Raw genomic sequence first — 2,421 nt, 5'->3', positions numbered from 1 at the left:
GGCAAGCAGTTGCTGATGACGCGCGGCTCGCTGACCACCTTCTCGATCGCCAACGACGTGGCCAAGTACTTCGCGATCATCCCGGCTGCGTTCGCGACCACGTACCCGCAACTCGCCGCGCTCGACGTGATGCGGCTCGCGAGCCCATCGTCGGCCATCCTGTCGGCGGTGATCTTCAACGCGATCGTCATCGTGTTCCTGATCCCGCTGGCGTTGAAGGGCGTCAAGTACCGCGCGATCGGTGCGGCCGCGCTGCTGCGCCGCAACGTCTTCATCTACGGGCTCGGTGGCCTGATCGTGCCGTTCATCGGCATCAAGCTGATCGACCTGCTGCTGTCCGTGCTGCATCTTGTCTGAGGAACATCGACCATGACTTCCGCTGTCTCGTCCCTCCTTCGCCCGGCCCTCGTCACCTTCGCGGTGTTGACCGCATTGACCGGCGCCGCCTACCCGCTCGTCGTGACCGGCATCGGCCAGGTCGTCTTCCCCCAGGAGGCCGCCGGCAGCCTGATCACGCGCGGCGGCAAGCCCATCGGCTCCGCGCTGATCGGCCAGAACTTCAGCGACCCGAAATACATCTGGGGCCGCCCATCGGCCACCGCGCCGATGCCCTACAACGCGACCGCTTCCAGCGGCTCCAACCTGGGGCCGCTGAACCCGGCGCTCGTCGATGCAGTCAAGGGCCGCATCGAGGCGCTGCGCGCTGCCGACCCCGGCAACACCGCGCCGGTGCCGGTCGACCTGGTGACCGCGTCGGGCAGCGGGCTCGACCCCGAGCTCAGCGTGGCGGGTGCGCTGTTCCAGGCAGCACGGGTCGCGAAGGCACGGAACCTGTCGCCGAAGCAGGTACAGGACCTGATCGAGCAGCACACCAAGGGGCGCTGGCTCGGCTTCCTCGGCGAGCCGCGCGTCAACGTGCTGCGCCTGAACCTGGCACTCGACGTGACACCCTCCTGACCGCCGCCCGTCGTCGCCGAGATGCTGATCAACTGTGTGGCCTATCAGGCGGGAGCCCGGCTTGTCGATCTGCCGGTCCGGGACATCAGCGACTACCTCGACAAGCCCGAGTGCTTCGTCTGGGTGGCGCTGCGTGATCCGTCGGCGCAGGAACTCGACACCATGCGGCTGGAGTTCAATCTCCATCCGCTGGCGATCGAGGATGCGAGCCACGGCCACCAGCGGCCCAAGGTCGAGGAGTATGGCGACGCGCTGTTCGTGGTCATGCAACTCGTCGAGCTGGTCGGCACCGACTTGAATGTCGGCGAGGTGGCGCTGTTCGCCGGACCCAACTACGTGCTGTCGGTGCGCAACGGGTGCAAGCAGCATTTCCTCGGCGTGCGGGAGCGCTGCGAGCGCGAGCCCCGCTTGCTGAAGCAGGGATCCGGCTACGTTCTCTATGCACTGATGGACGCGGTGGTGGACCGCTACTTTCCGATCCTCGAAGTGCTGCAGACGGAGCTGGAGAGCATCGAAGAGCGCATCTTCATCCGCGGCGCGGCGCACACCAACATCCAGCGCCTGTACGAGCTGAAGCGCAAGGTGATGACGCTGAAGCACGCGGTGTCGCCGCTGCTGCAGTTCGCCGGCAAGCTGTACGGGGGCCGGGTACCGGCCGTGTGCGAGAACACGCAGGCCTACTTCCGCGATGTCAGTGACCACCTGGCGCGGATCGACGCGGCGATCGATTCGATCCGCGACACCATCGCAACCGCCATCACCGTGAACCTGTCGATGGTCACCATCGAGGAGGGCGAGGTGACGAAGCGCCTGGCGGCGTGGGCCGCCATCTTCGCCGTCGCCACTGCCTTCGCCGGTATCTGGGGCATGAACTTCGAGGTGATGCCGGAGCTGAAGCTGCGCTGGGGCTACCCGGCCGCGCTGGCATTGATCGCCGCCACCTGCGGGTTCGTGTGGTGGCGATTCCGGCGCTCCGGCTGGCTGTGACTTCAACTTGATCTGCATGAGACGATGACCGACGACCAGCGCCCCGACCCTGACGCCTTGCTGGCGCAGATCCACGCGGACGAGCAGCGCGAGGGCCGCGGTCGCCTGCGCATCTACTTCGGTTCATCTGCCGGTGTCGGCAAGACCTATGCGATGCTGGTCGCTGCTCGGCAGCTGCTGGCCGATGGCGTGGACGTGGTGGCCGGTGTCGTCGAGACGCAYGGTCGCGGCGACACCGCCGCCCAGCTCGAAGGCATGCCGGTGCTGCCGGCGGCGCAGATCGACCACCGCGGCAAGCGCCTGGCCGAGTTCGACCTCGATGCGGCCCTGGCCCGCAAGCCGGGGCTCATCCTCGTCGACGAGCTGGCGCATTCGAACGTCGCCGGTTCGCGCCACCCGAAGCGCTGGCAGGACGTCGAGGAGCTGCTGGCCGCCGGCATCGACGTCTACAGCACGCTGAACGTGCAGCACCTGGAG

At 67.2% G+C, this 2,421-nt stretch carries 3 protein-coding genes and 1 pseudogene; all 4 read left to right on the top strand.

The annotated features are described in order from the left end of the window. Window positions 1-357: pseudogene (locus AC1D01_RS30350) on the top strand (potassium-transporting ATPase subunit B); the annotation flags it as partial. Window positions 358-369: 12 nt separating this feature from the next. Beyond that, entirely contained in the window at window positions 370-957 is a 588-nt protein-coding gene (gene kdpC, locus AC1D01_RS30345; RefSeq protein ID WP_477873052.1) for a potassium-transporting ATPase subunit KdpC, read from the top strand. A 21-nt stretch (window positions 958-978) separates the two neighbouring features. Then, window positions 979-1,944: a magnesium and cobalt transport protein CorA gene (locus AC1D01_RS30340; protein WP_477873050.1), complete on the top strand. Its 966-nt coding sequence runs from the start codon at window positions 979-981 to the stop codon at window positions 1,942-1,944. A 24-nt stretch (window positions 1,945-1,968) separates the two neighbouring features. After that, window positions 1,969-2,421: histidine kinase (locus tag AC1D01_RS30335; RefSeq protein WP_477873048.1), on the top strand; the 453-nt coding region annotated here is incomplete at its 3' end.

The organism is Rhizobacter sp. P3_B12 (assembly GCF_056402895.1).
This window is presented reverse-complemented; position numbering and strand designations above follow the sequence as displayed.

Excerpts from the sequence above, each read along its gene's own strand:
- kdpC (WP_477873052.1), top strand. The coding sequence starts at position 370 with ATGACTTCCGCTGTCTCGTCCCTCCTTCGCCCGGCCCTCGTCACCTTC.
- AC1D01_RS30340 (WP_477873050.1), top strand. The coding sequence starts at position 979 with ATGCTGATCAACTGTGTGGCCTATCAGGCGGGAGCCCGGCTTGTCGAT.